The sequence below is a fragment of the Paludifilum halophilum genome (assembly GCF_002245355.1).
Taxonomy (GTDB): Bacteria; Bacillota; Bacilli; order Thermoactinomycetales; family DSM-45169; genus Paludifilum; species Paludifilum halophilum.
Genome location: NZ_NOWF01000002.1, coordinates 446,503 through 461,663, shown reverse-complemented (window position 1 = coordinate 461,663; position 15,161 = coordinate 446,503). Strand labels below are relative to the sequence as shown.

Genomic DNA, 15,161 nt, shown 5'->3' with positions numbered 1-15,161 from the left:
GTTGGCGTTTTCTCCCGGCTGCTTTATAATAAGGGAACTGAAAGTCGGAAACCGCCTTCCGGAAGGAGGGGGCTGGAAAGAGGGGCTTTTATGAGTGCTGTCCATTTAAAAAAGGGGGAAGTGATCGATCTGCCGATTCGCCGGATCGGAATCAACGGCGAGGGGATCGGTTTTTATAAAAAGCAGGTGGTTTTTGTAGATGGGGCCGTTCCCGGGGAATACGTGTCCGCCCGGGTGACGGAGGTTAAAAAGCGATTTGCCAAAGGGAAGATGCTTCGGTTGAAAAAGCGCTCCTCCCACCGGGTTCGGCCGACTTGTCCCGTCTACCGTGAGTGCGGCGGGTGCCGGTTGCAGCATATCGATTACCCGATGCAGCTGAGGCTGAAGCGAGAGCTGGTAGAGGAGGCTTTTTCCCGGTATACATCGTTGGATTCTCTGCCGATCGAAGAGACTGTGGGGATGGATCGTCCCCGAGGTTACCGGAACAAGGCCCAGTTGCCGGTTCGTTGGAAGAGCGGTAAGGTGAGAATGGGAATGTATTCCGCCGGATCCCACCGCTTGATTGACTACCATGATTGTGAAGTTCAACACCCGGAAACTAACGCGGTTTTGAAAGCCGCCCGTCAAGTGTTGGAGGAGCTTTCGATTCCCATCTACGATGAGCGGAGTCATCGGGGAGGCGTGCGTCATCTTGTCGCCCGCTACGCCTTTGACACCGGAGAAGCGCAGTTGGTTGTGGTTAGCCGGGACAGCCGCCTTCCCCGGGAGAAGGCACTGGTGGAAGCGCTGATCCGTCGCCTTCCGCAACTGAAAGGAATTATTCTGAATGTCAATCCCCATCGTACTTCTGTCGTCTTTGGGGAGAACAGCCGGGTATTGTGGGGAAAGGAAAAAGTGACAGAGAGACTGGGGGATCGAATCTATCATCTATCCGCTCCGGCTTTTTTCCAGCTCAACCCAGTGCAAACGGAGAAACTTTACGACGAGGTGAAAAAAGCGGCGAACCTGACCGGATCGGAGCTACTGGTCGATGCCTATTGCGGGGCGGGAACGATCGGTGTCTGGTTGGCGGAAGGGGCATCGAAAATTGTGGGAATGGATACGGTTCCCGAAGCCATCCGGGATGCCGAATATAATGCCCGGCAAAACGGAGTGAAACATGCTGAGTACTACCTGGGAGCGGCGGAGGATTTGCTTTCTGCCTGGGTTGACCGGGGGACGGAACCTGACGTGGTGGTGGCCGATCCTCCGCGAACCGGCCTGGGCCGGCCATTGATCGAAACATTGACTCGGGTGAAAGTTTCCCGCTTCGTATACGTCTCCTGTAATCCCTCCACGCTGGCGAAGGATTGCGATCAACTGATCCGAGGGGGATACTCCATCAAGCGGGTGGTGCCGGTGGACATGTTCCCCCAGACTTCCCATGTCGAGTCCTGCACCCTGTTGGAATGGACCGGTTCGGGATCGAATTGAAGGAAAAGGAGGGCGGAGGGGTGGAAAAAACGATTTTTTTCAACGGTCGCTTTACAACACTGGAACCGAGTCAACCTCGGGCTGAGGCGATCTATGTAGAGAATGGTTGGATTCGGGGAGTGGGTTCGACACAAGAGATTCGTCTCCAGTTTGGAGGGCCGGACGTCCGACGAGTCGATCTGGATGGGGGATTCGCTTATCCCGGCTTGGTGGATAATCATCTGCACCTGATCGGTTATGGGATGAAACGGTCCATGTTGGATTTCTCCCAAGTGGATTCCAAGAAAGAACTCTTGCGCGCGATCGCGGAGAAGGCCTCCCAAACACCTCCCGGGGAGTGGATCCGGGGGCTCAATTGGGACGAAAACCGATTTGATCAGCCTCTGCCGCCGACGCTGGAGGAGCTGGACGCCGTCGCTCCCCGTCATCCGGTCTTGTTGACCCGTACCTGCTATCATGTACAGGCCGTCAATACAGCGGCGTTTCAGGAGGCGGGGATTTCCCGGGATCTGCCTGACCCTCCCGGCGGTTCTTTGGGGCGGGACGAAAGTGGACATTTGACGGGTTTAATCTATGAAAATGCCTCGAAACTCTTTTTGGACGCGATGCCGGAACCCTCATACGAAAAGCGGAAGGAATGGGCGCGTGCGGGGATGAAAGATGCCATCTCCAAAGGGTTGACCGGTGTTCATACCGAAGATTTGCGGGAAGCTGGAAGCCTGCGGGCAGTTTTAAACATTTACCGGGATTTGATTCGGGAAGAATATTATCTTCGCACACACCACCTGATTGATCACCACTATGGAGAGGAACTGAGAGAGGTGGAAATCTCAGCGGGTGACGGGGACGAGTGGGTTCGGATCGGGGCGATGAAACTTTTTGCCGACGGATCCATCGGCGGAAGAACGGCTCTGTTATCCGAGCCTTATGCGGATGATCCCGGGACGCGGGGGATGGAAATCCATTCTCCGGAGGCATTGCAGGAATGGACACGTAAAGCCCGGGATTTGGGGATGCCGATCGCCGTACACGCTATCGGGGATCAAGCCGCAGAGACGGCCATCCGGGCGATGGAGGCGTTTCCGGTGCAAGATTTGGCGACGGGACGGTTTCGTGACCGGCTCATCCACGGACAGGTTTTGCGCCGGGATCTGGTGGATCGCTTAACCCGCTTACAGGCGGTGGTGGATATTCAGCCCCGTTTTGTCGCCAGTGATTTTCCCTGGGTGATCCGGCGGTTGGGTCCGGAGCGCCTGGAGTATGCTTATGCATGGAAGACGCTGTTGGAGGCGGGGATTCCTTGCGGAGCAGGCAGTGATGCTCCGATCGAACCGATCGATCCCTTGCTGGGGATTCATGCCGCGGTCACCCGAACTTCTCCGCATCACCCCTCCCGGGAGGCGTATTTACCACAGCAGAAACTGACTCCGGAGCAGGCGCTCCTCCTCTATACCTTCGGCAGCGCCTGTACGGCTTCGGAGGAAGAAGAACGGGGGACGCTGAAGGTGGGTAAGAGAGCGGATCTGTCGGTATTCGATCGGGATTTATTGCGGATTCATCCCGAGGAGCTGCTCCGTGCCGAAGCAGTGATGACAGTGACTAACGGTCGAATCGCGTACCGCCGTTAACCCCGTTGCTTTTGGATCATCCTTATCAGTATGAACCGGCTTTGACCGGTTCTTTTTTTGTCATGCGGCGAATACGTTTACCCTGTGAGGTGATCTGATGGCGGTTGTGAGGACAAACAGCAAACAGACCAAATTGTTGGCGAGGCTGATGCGGGCGGAGGCGGAAGAAGACGGCGAGATGGGGATGCTGTTGGTGGGGAACGTGGGGGTAAACCGGGTCATCGCCCGATGTTTGGATTTTGAGGATATACGGACGTTGAAGGAAATGATCTTCCAGGCTCCGGGCGGGTTTGAGGCGGTGCAGAGATCGTACTTTTATCAGAGAGCGCGGGAACGGGAAATCCGTCTGGCCCGACAGGTGATTAACGGCGCCCGATTTGATCCGGCCCGGTTCGCTCTTTGGTTTTTCGCCCCTGACGGAAACTGCCCCCCGGAGTGGTTCGGGCAGGCCCTCAGCGGACGGTATAAAAGCCACTGCTTCTTTCTTGCACCCGCTGGCGAATGTCCCAATGTTTATTGAGGAGGGAAAGGCGTGTATTGGAACCAGCCTTATTTCACCACGGCGTCCTGGGGTTTGGATTCACAGGTGTCTCAGCAGCGCAGGATGCGGGTTTTCACGGAGGATTTGCTTCAGCGAAACATCGGAAAGTTGATCACCATTTACTTAACCTTTGAAAACAACGAACAGTGGAATGCTAAAGTGATCACCGGTGTGTTGCGGGAAGTGGGTCGGGACTTTGTCCTGATTCGGGATCGGCGAACCGGAAAAGACCATATCTTTATGAACATCAATGTGGATTTCTATGTTTTTGAAGATCAGCCCGCTTCTTTGGTCCGAGAGGGTTGATGGAAAGGGGTTGATCCGCCCGGTGTGGAAGGGAAGAAGGATGATTCCGACATTCTTCAGTAAGATAACCGGTTTCCGGGATCGGGGGCCGGTTATTTTCTATTCCGCCGCAGAAAACACGCCCTAAAAAAGACGGCCGTTCCCTGCGGAGTACGACCGTCTTTTTCGCTTTCCTTTTTCTACTCCAGTACGTATGCCAGGGCGTCCAGAGCCTGCTCCGGGGTTTCGACAACAACCTGGGCCCGCTGAGCCAATTCTTTCAGCGGGTGGATTAACCCTTCCGGACGGACCAGGATCAAGGGTTTGCCGGATTGAACGGCGACCGCGGCGTCCATCGCTGTGTTCCACTGCCGGTATTTCTCTCCGAAAAGGGCGATAACCACGTCTGCCTTCTCCATCCAGACCCGGGTGCGCAGATTGTTCATCTCAGAGGCGGCCTGATCCCGGAATTCCTGGTTTGGCTGCCGGCCCTTAATCCGTTCCCCGATGTCGTCGGAGCGCTCGTGGTTTTCCTGGGGTCCTTTAAAGGTAATGGGAAGATTTCTTTCCTCCGCCTTTTTGCGCAGTTGTTCGCGCCAATCATCATGAATCTGCCCCGCCAGATAAACGACCAGTTCCATATCCATGCTCCTTTTTCGATAGGTTTTATATCCGATTCGCTGTTATTGTAACAAAACGGCGGAGGAAAATCCCAACATTCATTGGCTTCCCGCCTTTTCAGTCGATCCACAAAAAAATTTTTCCGGTTTGTAGTGACCGATGCGCAGCTTTTCGAATATGGAAAGAAAGGGAGGGGGGATTCGATGCGGAATCGTACTGAATGCGAAAAAAAGGAACCGGAGACGGTTGCGTACAGATCCCGGGAAGAGCTGGCCAAAGTGGCGAAAGAATTAAAGGATGCTTCGCCGTCAGAGATTCTTCGATGGGGAACGGAACAGTTCGGGAGTTCTCTGGCCTTGGCCTGCAGCTTCGGGTATGAAGATGTGGCTCTCGTTCACTTGCTGATGGACATTCGGCCAGAAACGGATATTTTCTATTTGGATACGGATCTCCTTTTTCCTGAAACCTATCAGACCCGGGACCGGCTCGCAGAAAAATACGGAATCTCCTTTATTCGGGTTTCGCCCCGTTATTCCATCGAGGAACAAGCGAACCGGTGGGGAGAGAAACTGTGGGAAAGGGATCCCAACACCTGCTGTATGTTGCGAAAAGTGGAACCCCTCAAGCGGTTTTTGTCGGGATATTCCGCATGGTGTACCGGTATCAGACGGGAACAATCCCCCACCCGGGTGAACACGGAGGTTGTCGAGTGGGATGATAACCTGAAAATGGTGAAACTCAACCCACTGGCTTTCTGGAAAGAGTCACAGGTATGGGATTTGATTCACGCTCATGGGATTCCTTATAATCCCATGCACGATCGAATGTATCCCAGTATCGGCTGTATGCCTTGCACCCGGAAGGTGATGCCCGGCGAAGATCCTCGCTCCGGCCGGTGGGCGGGAACGGCTAAAACGGAGTGCGGGCTCCATAACCGATCTTCGCAGGGGAGGAAGCGTTCAACCGTCCGTCATCCTGGCGAAAGGAAGAACAGCGATCAGGAGGGAATCCAATGAGAACGGAAGTTGGATCTCACCATGAGGGGTTGGTCGACCGAAGAGCGACCCCTGAGGAAAGGGCCGAGTGGCTGGCACGGGCGGGTGAGCTCCGTTCCATCACAGTAGGGCGGAGGGTTTTGTCCGACTTGGAATGCCTGGCGACAGGAGTTTTTTCACCCCTGACCGGCTTTATGTCGGAAGAGGATTATCTCCGCGTGCGGGATGAGATGCGCTTGGCCGACGGGAGCGTTTGGAGCCTTCCTATTTCCCTTTTCGTTCCCGAAGAAAGCGGTGTTCGGGAAGGAGAATGGATCGCACTGAAGGGAACGGACGGCGTGTTGTATGCTGTGATGAAGGTAGAAAGTTTGTTTCGCGCCGATTTGCGCAGAGAAGCCCGGGAAGTGTATCGGACCGAGGAAGAGAAACATCCGGGAGTGGCTCTCCTCTATCAGAACTCCTCCCTTCGGGCGGGAGGGCGGATCTTGCTGATCAACCGGCCCGACCACGGGATATTTACGCCTTATCTGTACGAACCTGCAGAGACCCGGAGACGGTTTGCGGAGAAGGGATGGAAACGAGTGGTGGGTTTTCAGACCCGGAATCCCGTTCACCGGGCTCATGAATATATCCAGAAATCCGCTCTGGAAACGGTGGATGGCCTTTTCCTCAACCCCTTGGTTGGAGACACGAAGACGGATGATATCCCCGCCGATGTCCGTCTGAAGAGCTACGAAGCGATTTTAAAAGCCTATTATCCAAAACAGCGGGTTTTTCTCGGTGTTTTCCCGGCATCGATGCGTTACGCCGGACCGAGGGAAGCGGTTGTTCATGCTTTGGCCCGTAAAAACTACGGCTGTACTCATTTTATCGTCGGCAGAGACCACGCCGGGGTCGGAGACTATTACGGGACTTACGATTCCCAGGAAATCTTCCGCTCTTTTACAAGGGAAGAGCTGGGTCTTACTCCCCTCTTTTTCGAACATAGTTTTTACTGCCGCCGTTGTGAGGGAATGGCTTCTTATAAAACCTGTCCCCACCCGTCGGATGATCATGTGGTTCTTTCGGGGACGAAAGTCCGCTGGATGCTCAAGCATGGAGAGATGCCTCCCCGGGAGTTCTCCAGGCCGGAAGTGGTTCAGGTCCTGATCGACGGGTTGAAAGACAAGAAGTAGATGATGCTACATACCGGGGGTCGGGTACCTCCGGTTTTTTGCTGTCGGATGCGTCACTGCTATCGAATGGGGTGTGCTATACTCGGATTGGACGAGAATGCCATGAACCGAGTAGAGGAGGAACGATGGTGGCGGAAGAAACTGTAGAAATCGTTCTGGATTCACAAACTCACCGTTTACTGCACCAGTTGGCGGAACGGGAGGGAGCGGATCTTTCCCGCCTTCTGCTGGATACAGCGCTGGACCGGTCATGTCAGGGAGAACTCAAACGGGCTCAGTGCCTACTGGAAGAGTTTGCAAAAACGTTGAAAGAAGTAGTGGAAGAGTCGGAGACTCTTTCCCGAATCGCCCCCTCGGAGAAGGAGCTGTTTCTGGCCTCTGTAGACGGCAGCCTGATGGCCTATGAAAAAATGCTCCCTCGCAGGGTGGCGGAACTGCGAACATCGCATGACAAGGAACGGGACTCGGAGACGGATTGATTTTTAAGATGGACTCATCAGATGAATCGTTGCGTGACGACAATTGAGGTTTTCCGGACCACCTAGGCGAAAAAACCCCGGTTTTTGCCGGGGTTTTCGTGTGCCGTTATACGATGGCCTCCAGGTCGTCCAGTTCACCGTCTTTCAGTTCTTTCTGAACGACGAAGAGTTGTTTCATGCAATGCTCAAATTCCTGGGAGTCGCGTCCTTCCCAGCATTGGGCCAATTGAAACAAGGCCGTGTACTGCTTTTTCTTCAAGCCGTACTTGGACGCCATATCCAAAGCTTGTTGGAAGTAAGAGATGGCATTAGAATTTTCCTCTTTTTGTTTGTACAATTTCCCGGATGCCAGCAGGGCTTCCAACAGCAACTGGTGGTTGCCCAGCCGTTTTCCCAGTCGAACGGCTTCAGCCAGCATTTTTTCTCCTTGCTCCCATTTTTCCTGATTCATATACAGGGTGCCGAGCCGGGTATAGGTGTGGACGAAGGCGCTTTCGTCACCGATTTTACCTTTCAGTTTAAGAGCGATATTAAAAGAGAGCTCCGCTTCTTCCCAATCCTTTTTCAAAAGGTAGACACCGCCCAGGGAAGTCCACAGATCGAATGTCCGCTGGGGGAGGTGATTAAAGCGGGCGATCTCCAGTCCCTCCTTGCCGCACTTGATCGCTTCGTCCACCATCCCGGTTCGGCGAAGGAGATCCGTCCGCATCCGGTACAGATCCAGGATGGTGTCCATCTGGCGGATCCGGGGGATTTCTTCCCAAAGTTCCTCCACGACCCGCATCGCTTCACCGATGCGGCCCAGTTTTTCCAGATAGGAGGCTTTGGAATGGGCCAGGGTGTAACGGATTTCGGTCTGTTCGCCGTCTTCGACAAAGGAATCCAGGCCGCTTTCTACATAATGAAGCGCTTGGGTCAGATCGTTCCGGGCCAAGCCGACTCGACCCAGTTCGTTGAAACCGGCCGCTTCGATATTGGATTTTTTTCCGTAGGGGGTCAGGTTGGCCAAGCGGATGGCGTTGAAAAAAGCGCGCTCCGCCCGGCGATATCTTCCCGAGTAAAGGTAATGTTTCCCTTTGATAAAATAAGTGACCGGGGCGAAGGGATGGTTGTCCTCCAAGTCCAATTCATCCATTCGCCGGACAGCTTCCCGGCTGTGGCCCATTTCCTGCATCGTTTCGATGGCGCTCAGTTGGAAACGCAATTTTTGCAATTGCTTTTGTTCATTGACCATCAAATCCGGAAGCCTGTCTACGTCCATCTCCAGCTTGCTCATCAAATAGCGGATCTTTTCCGGGTTGACATGAGGGACACCCCGTTCGATATTACTGATCGTAGCCGGCGAGATATGATCGTCGGCAAGGTCTTCCAAACGAAGTTTGCGCTCTTTGCGCTTTTTTCGAATCAGCTCTCCCATTTCATTGATTTCCAAAGGGTCCATGTTCCGCTCTCCCCTTAGTAGTTGTTTCTCTCCTATACTACATCAGAGAACTTCGCCTGGGAAGATTGAAAAGTTTTGTAATTTTATCCGTGGGCTTTTCCACCGCAAGCAGACTAAAAAAAAGAGAAACCGTCTGGTTTCTCTCTGCCCCTGCTGAAAAAGTCAATCGTATTTTCCGAAGAGGGAGGGACCGGTTTTCACAGTGCTTCATCTGCCGATGCGGAGCGAAGGGGAAAACCGGCCTTGACCGTCCCCGTGACCATCCTTCCAGATAGACAGAACAAAGTTGCCTGAAGGGGTAAATTAGCCAGGGGATTTTAAAGGATAATCCCCTGAAAACCTCGACCATGAACCGGTGCGTGCCGAAGACCAGTCCACCGTCTTTTGCAGTATATTCACAACCGGTTGGAAAGATGACTTTCCCGCGGATATTCCCCACTCACCCTATTTAGGATCATCAACAGCCCGGTCCTGCTTTATCCTTTCATGTCTTCGTTGATCTTTTGCAGTTTTTGATACACTTCTTGCTTATCGGCAGGGAATCCGGCGATTTTTTGCAGTTCACCAAAAAGCTTGTTGTCGGTGGTCACGTGAATCTCTTCTCCGGGAAAATGATGCTTCAATTTTCCGTGAACCCGTTTCCGAGTGCTTTTCAGAAAGAACCGGTCAAAGTTGCTCACTTTCAGTCCGACGGACAATTCGCTGTTGATACTGACGGCGGTCGCCTCCTCCACCCTGGGGTCCTTTTCAGCCAGTTTTTTAGCGATCTGTGCTTGATACGGTCGAACGGTGACCGGTTGACCGGCGGCCGAAGGCGATCCCGATTTCTCCTGCGCCGTCGGGGTACATCCGGCGAAAAGCAGAGCCAAAATCGTCAATCCCGCAATCCAGAAACGATTCATTTGGAATTTCCTCCTTATCCGGCCAGGTGTATTGATGAACCATAGATGGGCAGGGAGTGTAGGTTGCATCCAAGGGGCACCAGTCTCCCGGGTGGCTTTCCGATCGCGCTCATGCCATACACGAGGAAGTAAAGTCTGTTCGCTCCGAATCTTTCGGTCGGGGAGAGGCAAAGCTTTTTTAAGAAAGCGTTACAAGGGAGAAGCTTACCCCTTAAACGCCGCCCTTTGGATTCTCCTCTGAATAGGATGCAAATGTCGCTGTGTCAAAATACGACTCCTTTTTAACCGCTGTTTACTGGATCATCAACGTTTTCCGTTGTGCGGATTTATTGTTCCCATTTTGGATGTATAAAAAGAGCCTATCGGTGCCAAAATTTACATGCCGGGAGGAGATGACAGTATGACGATTGCTTCCAATGTCAAGCAAACCTTGGCCAGTTTGGAAGGAGCCAAGGCGACGATGGAGATGTACGGGCAAATCTCCCAGGAAGAAGGAGCCCGTCAAACGTTTCGCCGCAATGCTCAGCGGTTGGAGGAGGTTTTGGAGCTGTTGAGACAACGGCTTCAAACGTTGGAGTTGGAAGAACCTCAATACAAAGGTTTTTAAAGAAAGAAGGTGAGACCTGTGCCGGAGTGGCTTCAGCTTATATTGCGTTCCGTCGGTTTCATCGTGTTACTCATTCTGGTAACGCGGTTGCTCGGACGGAAAATCGCCGCACGGATGACCTATTTTGATGTCGCTTTTGCCGTCGGCTTGGGGGTGATTGCCGCCGCTGTATCACTGAATATCGTCTCCAATGTGATAAATGGGCTGATTGTCCTTTTTGCATGGGTGTTGACGGGGATCGGGATCAGCTTTCTCGCCTTGAAGAGTCAATGGGTGCGGAACCTGGTTCACGGGCGGGAAGCAGTCGTTATCAAGCACGGCAAAATCATGGAAGAGCAGTTGAAAAAAATGCGTTACACACCCGAGGATTTGTTGCAGAAGCTGAGGCATCAACAAGTATTTAACGTGGCGGATGTAGAGTTTGCTGTGATGGAATCCGACGGTGAGGTCAACGCCTTGTTGAAAGCGAACCGACAACCGATCACCCCTCAGCATTTGGGAGTGGAAACCACACCCCAAACCGGGACACAGACGGTCATCTTAGATGGGAACATTATGGACGAACCCTTGGCGACCCTGGGGTTAAACCGGGGTTGGCTGCACACGGAATTGGATAAGATCGGGGTTTCGCCGGAGAATGTCTTTGTCGCTCAAGTGGACGCCATGGGCGAATTGTACCTGGATTTGTTTGATGATGCCATTCAGACACCGCAACCGACGACGCGACAATTGTTGTTGACCAGTCTGGAAAAAGCCAAGGCGGATATGGAAACGTTTTCTCTGGATACGCAAGATCCCAAAGCTAAGAACATGTACCAGCATTGTGCCAAAGAGCTGGCGTCGATCACGGTGGATCTACGACCGCTCTTGAAATAAATCCGGAGGTGCCTGAACATGTCCGATAAAAAGAAAAAAAAGCTGACTCCCACTCAACAGGAGTACCAGAACTTCGCCAACAAACGGGAGCCAAAGCGTCCGATCGTTAGAAACTGCATTTTGGCCTTTTTGATCGGAGGATCAATTTGCCTTCTGGGTCAGCTGATATCCATGTTTTATATGACATACTTCGACTTTACGGAAAAGACGGCGGGGGATCCCACGGTCGCTACGCTGATCTTTTTATCGGCGCTGTTTACGGGGTTGGGGATTTACGACCATTTCGCCCAATGGGCCGGCGCCGGTACACTCGTCCCGGTAACGGGTTTTGCCAATTCCGTCGCCTCTGCCGCGATCGAACACCGAACAGAAGGATTTGTACTCGGAGTCGGGGGCAATATGTTTAAACTGGCGGGCTCCGTAATTGTTTTCGGTGTGTTTTCCGCCTTTGTCATCGCGATTATAAAGGTGGTTATCATGCAATTTATGGGAGGATTTTAGGTGATTCAAGGACGAACCTGGACTTTTGCAAACCCGCCCTTCATCGCCGCTTCATCGGCGGTGGGGGGACCCTTCGAAGCCCAGGGCCCCCTGGCCGATGATTTTGATTTACTGCATCAGGACCTGTGGCTGGGTCAGGACAGTTATGAAAAAGCCGAAAAGAAATTGTTGGAGCAGGCTTGCGAGCGGGCGATCGACAAGGCGGGAATGCGAAAAGAAGATATTCAGTTTTTTTTGGCCGGTGATCTGATGGACCAAGTGATTTCCAGCAGTTTTACGGCGCGCACTTTGGCTGTCCCCTATCTGGGATTGTTCGGCGCTTGTTCCACATCGATGGAAGGACTGGCGTTGGGGGCGTTGCTGGTGGACGGCGGTTATGCGGAGCGCGTGCTGGTCGGGACATCCAGTCATAACGCTTCGGTGGAGAAGCAGTTTCGCTATCCGACCGAATACGGGGCGCAAAAGCCGCCGACCTCCCAATGGTCGGTTACCGGAGCCGGAGCCGCGGTTCTTCAGCCGAATGGAGACGGCGTTCGTGTCACCAGAGCCACTGTTGGCCGGGTGGTCGATATGGGAATACAGGATCCTTTCAATATGGGGGCGGCGATGGCACCTGCGGCGGTGGATACGATTGAAGCCCATTTTCGCGATTTGGACCTGTCCACGACTGAATACGATTTGATTCTCACCGGGGATTTGGGACGGGTCGGTCACCCGATCGCATCCGACCTGCTGGCTAAACATGGTTTGCAATTGCCTGAAGACCGCTTTGGAGACTGCGGATTGATGATTTACCGCAAGGATCAGCCGGTGCAGGCCGGAGCCAGCGGTTGCGCCTCTTCTGCCTGTGTTACTTACGGGCACATCCTTAACCGGATGCGAAAAGGGGAGCTGTGCAAAGTGTTGATCGTGGCGACGGGGGCCTTGCTTTCTCCCCTCAGCTATCAGCAGAAAGAAAGCATTCCCTGTATTGCCCATGCGGTAACCCTGGAGTCAGAAGGAGGAAACGGCGGATCATGATCTTTTTCTGGTCTTTTGTTGTGGGCGGGCTGATTTGTGTGATCGGCCAACTCATGCTGGACGGACTCAGGCTCACCCCGGCGCACACGACGAGTATGTTGGTTGTCGCCGGAGCTGTTTTGGACGGCTTGGGCTTGTATGAGCCGTTAATCGATTTTGCCGGAGCGGGGGCTACTGTTCCGATTACCAGTTTCGGCAACTCCTTGGTTCACGGTGCTATGGCGGAAGCGGAAAAGAACGGGTTGGTCGGTGTGATCACGGGAATTTTCGAAGTGACCAGCGCCGGTATATCTGCGGCGATCGTGTTCGGTTTTTTGGCGGCGATCTTATTTAAACCCAAGGGATAAAGCAGGTAAGGTGAAGACTCTTGCTTTACATTCTGAAAGTCATCAGTCTGTTCACCATAGCGATTATCGCGATTCGCTTTATGGGAAAATCGACATTGGCCCAGGTGACGCCCCACGATTTGATGGCGATTGTCATCATTGCCGCTTTGGCGACCAACCCGATCCTGGTGGACGATTACGGGCAATCGCTTTTGGCCATCGCTCTGATCGCCGTGATCCACATCCTTTACGCCCGGTTGACGCTTTACAAGTGGACCAAACAATTCATCCTGGGTCAACCGACGATTTTGGTCAAGCACGGGAAAATCATCAAGGAGAATCTCCGGCGCTGTGAACTTTCCTTGTCGGAGTTATTGGCGGACATTCGTTCCAAAGGATATCCGGACGTCCGGGAGGTCCAATACGCCATCCTGGAGCCTACAGGAACCGTCAGTGTCTTGCCGAAGGAAGAGTTGTATCCGGCGACCCCGCAGGATTTGCGAATCGATGTTCCCTACCGGGGCTTAGCCCTGTCTCTGGTCGTCGACGGCCAGATTCAAACCCACAACCTGGAATTGATTGGGGAAGACGCCGATTGGTTAAAGCAGGAATTGAAGCGGAAAGGATATGACGATATTCGCCAGGTGATGTATGCCGCAACCATGGATCACGAACCCGACATCTATGTCGATAACGGAGGAGGCCAAATGCACGGGGATAAACGATAGAAAGACCGAATCCTCCGTCGGACAGATCCCGTATAGAAAAACCCCGTACCTTCCGGTACGGGGTTTCGTTTGAAAAAGATTACTGTTGGTTGTACTGAGGCTCTTCGGACATGATTTGTTGTTCCCGGTTTTTCAGCTGTTGTACGACGGAATCCATATTCTGTGCCAGCTGGTTGTACATCTGTTTGGCCTGCTGATTATTGGTGTCCAATGCGAAGGTTTTCAGGTTGGACGCAACGCTTTCCGCACTGGCAACGGTTTGTTGAATTTTGGTGCCGACAGTCATGTTTATACCTCCTTATGGCATGGTGATTAAAGGTCGGACAATCGATATCATGCACACCCAGCGATAAAAATATGTGCAAAGCGGAGTCGAAACCCCGGAGAGTCTTTCGCAACCCCCATATTGGAAAATAATCCAATTCCACAGTGGGAAACGTTGTTTTTCGCTCCATTGCACATACTTAAAATAACAAACTTCGAGGGAGACATACGGTGTGGAGCGCTCTACGGTTGACATTTACGAAGATATGATCCGAACACGGGATGGAATCCGCCTCCGTTACCGCACATGGATTCCTGATAACCCCATCTCCGTGGTGGTGCTGGTTCACGGAGCGGGAGAGCATCTGGAAATATACGAACACCTGGGGAATCGATGCTCCCGGGACGGAATTGCCTTTGTCGCCTTTGACTTGCGCGGATTTGGTCGATCCGAGGGAAAATGCGGCCATGTCACCTGCTTTCATGAATATTTGAAGGACGTGGATCAACTGGTTCGCCTGTTTAAACAAAAGCTGGGAAACCTTCGCTTTTACCTGATCGGCCACAGCCTGGGGGGTCTGATCGTGACCCGGTATGTGCAATCCCGGCTCGGAGACGTGGACGGAGTCGTTTTATCCGCTCCCGCCTTGGGACTGCGCTTTCGTATTCCGCATACCGCCAATCGGGTGATTCGTTTCTTCAGCCGGAGGGTTCCGATGTTTAGTGTGAATCCTTATCGTTGGTTGAAAAGGGTTTATCGAATTCCGAGAATCAAATCCATGGTCTCTGATTATCTGGAACGAAAATTGAACGACCCTGCTCCGCCTGCGTACTCTGTCCGATGGGTGCAGGAATTGCTCGCCAATATCCATGAAGCGATGAAACACGCGGAACGCGTCGCGGTCCCCACTCTCTGTATCTGTGGCAGAAAGGATCCTTTGATCCATCCGGATACGATCCGTTCCTTCTTTGACCGTTTAACCGCCAAGGAAAAGAAATGGATCTTGCTTCCCGGTGAAGGGCACTGCCTCCTTCACTCCGAACGGCCGACCCAGGTGATCGATACGTTAGTCGAGTGGATCAAAGGGTAGCCTGATCCGATAAAGATCGCAAAGCTTATTTCCTTAAGTGCATCGGATCGCCTGATCGCGTACCGGGGTCAACCCGCTTTTTCTCGGGAATATAAACCCCGGTTGCCGGTCACACTTTGAGTATCCGGGAAACGATGGGCTAATATTTTTCGCCTTTGGCTATGATATGAGGCCCATTGTTCTCCCGGTTTTTTGTCTGCGAAAGGGA

Annotated in this window: 18 protein-coding genes; 14 read left to right on the top strand and 4 right to left on the bottom strand. The window is 52.9% G+C overall.

Annotated elements, in window-relative coordinates; translation table 11 throughout:
- The first annotated feature begins 90 nt into the window (after window positions 1-90).
- The 4 genes from rlmD (at window position 91) to CHM34_RS05045 (ending at window position 3,948) form a co-directional block, all read left to right on the top strand.
- Window positions 91-1,473, top strand: a complete 1,383-nt coding sequence (gene rlmD / locus CHM34_RS05060; RefSeq protein WP_094263483.1) for a 23S rRNA (uracil(1939)-C(5))-methyltransferase RlmD — start codon at window positions 91-93, stop codon at window positions 1,471-1,473.
- Between the two features lie 20 nt (window positions 1,474-1,493).
- Entirely contained in the window at window positions 1,494-3,101 is a 1,608-nt protein-coding gene (locus CHM34_RS05055) for an amidohydrolase (protein WP_240511874.1), read from the top strand.
- 97 nt (window positions 3,102-3,198) lie between these two features.
- Window positions 3,199-3,621 carry a cell wall hydrolase gene (locus CHM34_RS05050; RefSeq protein ID WP_094263481.1) on the top strand — a complete coding sequence of 141 codons (423 nt, stop codon included), beginning with the start codon at window positions 3,199-3,201 and terminating at the stop codon, window positions 3,619-3,621.
- A 12-nt stretch (window positions 3,622-3,633) separates the two neighbouring features.
- Window positions 3,634-3,948, top strand: a complete 315-nt coding sequence (locus CHM34_RS05045; RefSeq protein WP_094263480.1) for a spore coat protein GerQ — start codon at window positions 3,634-3,636, stop codon at window positions 3,946-3,948.
- 179 nt (window positions 3,949-4,127) lie between these two features.
- On the opposite strand, the gene CHM34_RS05040 is transcribed toward CHM34_RS05045, so the two are convergent.
- Window positions 4,128-4,568 (bottom strand): YtoQ family protein, encoded by a 441-nt coding sequence (locus CHM34_RS05040; RefSeq protein ID WP_094263479.1) that lies wholly within the window; start codon window positions 4,566-4,568, stop codon window positions 4,128-4,130.
- A gap of 183 nt (window positions 4,569-4,751) precedes the next feature.
- Between CHM34_RS05040 and CHM34_RS05035 the strand changes: the two genes are divergently transcribed.
- From CHM34_RS05035 to CHM34_RS05025, 3 genes are all read left to right on the top strand, one after another.
- A complete protein-coding gene (locus tag CHM34_RS05035; RefSeq protein ID WP_094263542.1) occupies window positions 4,752-5,564 on the top strand; it encodes a phosphoadenylyl-sulfate reductase in 813 nt (270 codons plus the stop codon).
- A complete protein-coding gene (gene sat / locus CHM34_RS05030) occupies window positions 5,561-6,718 on the top strand; it encodes a sulfate adenylyltransferase (protein WP_094263478.1) in 1,158 nt (385 codons plus the stop codon). Before CHM34_RS05035 ends, sat begins: the two co-directional genes overlap by 4 nt.
- A 128-nt stretch (window positions 6,719-6,846) precedes the next feature.
- On the top strand, window positions 6,847-7,197 hold the full coding sequence (locus CHM34_RS05025; protein ID WP_094263477.1) for a hypothetical protein: 351 nt from the start codon (window positions 6,847-6,849) through the stop codon (window positions 7,195-7,197).
- Between the two features lie 106 nt (window positions 7,198-7,303).
- On the opposite strand, the gene CHM34_RS05020 is transcribed toward CHM34_RS05025, so the two are convergent.
- Both CHM34_RS05020 and CHM34_RS05015 read right to left on the bottom strand, forming a co-directional pair.
- A complete protein-coding gene (locus CHM34_RS05020; RefSeq protein ID WP_094263476.1) occupies window positions 7,304-8,638 on the bottom strand; it encodes a tetratricopeptide repeat protein in 1,335 nt (444 codons plus the stop codon).
- Between the two features lie 476 nt (window positions 8,639-9,114).
- Window positions 9,115-9,540, bottom strand: a complete 426-nt coding sequence (locus CHM34_RS05015) for a YhcN/YlaJ family sporulation lipoprotein (RefSeq protein WP_094263475.1) — start codon at window positions 9,538-9,540, stop codon at window positions 9,115-9,117.
- 400 nt (window positions 9,541-9,940) lie between these two features.
- Here CHM34_RS05015 and CHM34_RS05010 point away from each other — a divergent pair, with 400 nt between their 5' ends.
- From CHM34_RS05010 to CHM34_RS04985, 6 genes are read left to right on the top strand one after another with little or no spacing between them, the layout of a single operon-like run.
- Window positions 9,941-10,147, top strand: a complete 207-nt coding sequence (locus CHM34_RS05010; protein ID WP_169713593.1) for a DUF1657 domain-containing protein — start codon at window positions 9,941-9,943, stop codon at window positions 10,145-10,147.
- 18 nt (window positions 10,148-10,165) lie between these two features.
- Window positions 10,166-11,023: a DUF421 domain-containing protein gene (locus tag CHM34_RS05005; RefSeq protein WP_094263473.1), complete on the top strand. Its 858-nt coding sequence runs from the start codon at window positions 10,166-10,168 to the stop codon at window positions 11,021-11,023.
- Window positions 11,024-11,041: 18 nt separating this feature from the next.
- The gene (spoVAC, locus tag CHM34_RS05000) at window positions 11,042-11,524 is read left to right on the top strand and encodes a stage V sporulation protein AC (RefSeq protein WP_094263472.1); all 483 of its coding nucleotides are present in this window, start codon (window positions 11,042-11,044) and stop codon (window positions 11,522-11,524) included.
- Window positions 11,525-12,544: a stage V sporulation protein AD gene (gene spoVAD / locus CHM34_RS04995; protein WP_094263471.1), complete on the top strand. Its 1,020-nt coding sequence runs from the start codon at window positions 11,525-11,527 to the stop codon at window positions 12,542-12,544. It begins immediately after the preceding gene.
- A complete protein-coding gene (gene spoVAE, locus CHM34_RS04990; RefSeq protein WP_094263470.1) occupies window positions 12,541-12,891 on the top strand; it encodes a stage V sporulation protein AE in 351 nt (116 codons plus the stop codon). Before spoVAD ends, spoVAE begins: the two co-directional genes overlap by 4 nt.
- 20 nt (window positions 12,892-12,911) lie before the next feature.
- Window positions 12,912-13,598: a DUF421 domain-containing protein gene (locus tag CHM34_RS04985; RefSeq protein WP_094263469.1), complete on the top strand. Its 687-nt coding sequence runs from the start codon at window positions 12,912-12,914 to the stop codon at window positions 13,596-13,598.
- Between the two features lie 79 nt (window positions 13,599-13,677).
- Here the strand turns inward: CHM34_RS04985 and CHM34_RS04980 are convergent, their stop codons facing one another.
- Window positions 13,678-13,884: a DUF1657 domain-containing protein gene (locus tag CHM34_RS04980; RefSeq protein WP_094263468.1), complete on the bottom strand. Its 207-nt coding sequence runs from the start codon at window positions 13,882-13,884 to the stop codon at window positions 13,678-13,680.
- A gap of 211 nt (window positions 13,885-14,095) precedes the next feature.
- Here CHM34_RS04980 and CHM34_RS04975 point away from each other — a divergent pair, with 211 nt between their 5' ends.
- The gene (locus CHM34_RS04975; RefSeq protein ID WP_094263467.1) at window positions 14,096-14,953 is read left to right on the top strand and encodes an alpha/beta fold hydrolase; all 858 of its coding nucleotides are present in this window, start codon (window positions 14,096-14,098) and stop codon (window positions 14,951-14,953) included.
- The last annotated feature ends 208 nt before the right edge of the window (window positions 14,954-15,161 follow it).

What these genes read in the sequence shown, in the direction of transcription:
- rlmD (WP_094263483.1), top strand. Translation starts at nt 91, where the DNA reads ATGAGTGCTGTCCATTTAAAAAAGGGGGAAGTGATCGATCTGCCGATT.
- CHM34_RS05050 (WP_094263481.1), top strand. Translation starts at nt 3,199, where the DNA reads ATGGCGGTTGTGAGGACAAACAGCAAACAGACCAAATTGTTGGCGAGG.
- CHM34_RS05040 (WP_094263479.1), bottom strand. Translation starts at nt 4,568, where the DNA reads ATGGAACTGGTCGTTTATCTGGCGGGGCAGATTCATGATGATTGGCGC.
- CHM34_RS05035 (WP_094263542.1), top strand. Translation starts at nt 4,752, where the DNA reads ATGCGGAATCGTACTGAATGCGAAAAAAAGGAACCGGAGACGGTTGCG.
- sat (WP_094263478.1), top strand. Translation starts at nt 5,561, where the DNA reads ATGAGAACGGAAGTTGGATCTCACCATGAGGGGTTGGTCGACCGAAGA.
- CHM34_RS05020 (WP_094263476.1), bottom strand. Translation starts at nt 8,638, where the DNA reads ATGGACCCTTTGGAAATCAATGAAATGGGAGAGCTGATTCGAAAAAAG.
- CHM34_RS05015 (WP_094263475.1), bottom strand. Translation starts at nt 9,540, where the DNA reads ATGAATCGTTTCTGGATTGCGGGATTGACGATTTTGGCTCTGCTTTTC.
- CHM34_RS05010 (WP_169713593.1), top strand. Translation starts at nt 9,941, where the DNA reads ATGACGATTGCTTCCAATGTCAAGCAAACCTTGGCCAGTTTGGAAGGA.
- spoVAC (WP_094263472.1), top strand. Translation starts at nt 11,042, where the DNA reads ATGTCCGATAAAAAGAAAAAAAAGCTGACTCCCACTCAACAGGAGTAC.
- spoVAE (WP_094263470.1), top strand. Translation starts at nt 12,541, where the DNA reads ATGATCTTTTTCTGGTCTTTTGTTGTGGGCGGGCTGATTTGTGTGATC.
- CHM34_RS04980 (WP_094263468.1), bottom strand. Translation starts at nt 13,884, where the DNA reads ATGACTGTCGGCACCAAAATTCAACAAACCGTTGCCAGTGCGGAAAGC.